This is a genomic window from Acinetobacter sp. Colony158 (assembly GCF_019264745.1).
Taxonomy (GTDB): Bacteria; Pseudomonadota; Gammaproteobacteria; order Pseudomonadales; family Moraxellaceae; genus Acinetobacter; species Acinetobacter ursingii.
The window spans coordinates 2,521,176-2,522,649 of the sequence record NZ_CP078523.1; the positions used below are offsets into that span (position 1 = coordinate 2,521,176).

General features: G+C 36.9%; 3 protein-coding genes. 2 read left to right on the forward strand and 1 reads right to left on the reverse strand.

What is annotated here, in order from left to right:
* Positions 1-18: 18 nt before the first annotated feature.
* Entirely contained in the window at positions 19-252 is a 234-nt protein-coding gene (locus tag JR005_RS15285) for a transposase (RefSeq protein ID WP_416378516.1), read from the forward strand.
* A gap of 77 nt (positions 253-329) precedes the next feature.
* On the opposite strand, the gene JR005_RS10175 is transcribed toward JR005_RS15285, so the two are convergent.
* On the reverse strand, positions 330-893 hold the full coding sequence (locus JR005_RS10175; RefSeq protein WP_004988450.1) for a TetR/AcrR family transcriptional regulator: 564 nt from the start codon (positions 891-893) through the stop codon (positions 330-332).
* Positions 894-1,005: 112 nt separating this feature from the next.
* Here JR005_RS10175 and JR005_RS10180 point away from each other — a divergent pair.
* On the forward strand, positions 1,006-1,474 hold a 469-nt coding region (locus JR005_RS10180; RefSeq protein WP_218664991.1), incomplete at its 3' end, for an SDR family NAD(P)-dependent oxidoreductase.

Consider the following 1,474-nt stretch of genomic DNA (forward strand, 5'->3'; position numbering starts at 1 on the left):
AATTGGCATGTCGCTGACATTAAGGTGGTTGAGAAATTGGTCAGCATTATGGAAGCAAAACTGTATGGGGATCGAGGTTATATCAGTGAGGAACTGAAGAATAAACTAAAAGATCAAGATATTGATTTAATTACTTATCATCGAAAAAGCATGCAGTTTTCARTGTCAGAGCTGTGGTCAGTTGTTTTATTGATCATTAGATCAAATAAGCAAATGAATATAGAGCAGGGAGATAGATTCTCCCTGTTTTAAACTAAATGAGTACAGATTAGATGTAACTCTTAAGTCGCAAAAATTACATTTGAGAGCATGGGGGATAAATTTAAGAATTAATTCTGGGTTAATAAATTTGCTCGACATGCGTCCAGAATTTCATTAGACAAGCTGGAATCATCCAGACACGCCCTTGAAAGTACAATAGCACCTACAGATTCAGCGAGAATACTGATGGCTTTTTTTCGTTGTCCTTCAACATTGTCTTTTTGATTTTTTTGCAGATTGTCAGTAACAAATCTGATTAATTGCTCTATACCATTCTCAAACTCTATTTTCACTTCATCAGGTTGTCTAGCTGCATCACAGGACAAGGCAGTTAAAGAACACCCCTGATCTCGATGATCCCTGTGAGATCTAGAAACATAAAGATGAATAAACTGATCTAAGTCAATGTTATGAATACTATGCAGTAATTGCTGTACACCATGTTTGACCGTAATACTAACCAAATCGGTTTTTGAGTCGAAATGCTTATAAAAACCGCCATGAGTAAAGCCCGCACCTGACATCAAATCTGCAATCCCGATGCCGTCATAACCGTGGTTCCTAAAAAGCTGAGTCGCTTTTTCAATAATTTTTTTACGATTTTCTTGCACCTGAATTTTGCTTACTTTCATGGTTAAAACCCTTATGCATAACGTGATTTCTAAATAAATTATACATTGATTACGATTGACATCAAAATTTAAATATTTTAGATTATAAATAACATCAAAAAGAGCAATTCAAATGACTACACCATCAAAAGTACTCATTACAGGAGCCTCATCAGGCATTGGAGCTGTATATGCAGATCGATTTGCACAGCGTGGATATCATCTGATTCTGGTTGCACGTGATCTTCAGCGTTTAAACAATCTTGCCCAACAACTTATACAAACCTATCAGGTTGGGGTCGAAGTGATTCAGGCTGATTTAACACAAGATCAGGATATCAGCAGGGTTGAGCAGATACTTCAGCAAGATACTGGTATTGAGATTTTGGTCAATAATGCAGGGATGAGCCTGAATGGAGCATTCAGTCAACAGGATTTAAAAAATATAGAACAACTGCTTACTCTGAACATAATGGCTGTGGTTAGGTTAAGCCATGCAATCTCTCAACAATTTATCCAGAAGAAATCAGGAGCCATTATCAATCTTGGTTCAGTGGTCGGTCTTGCTCCTGAATTTGGTTTAACCTTATATGGTGGCAGTA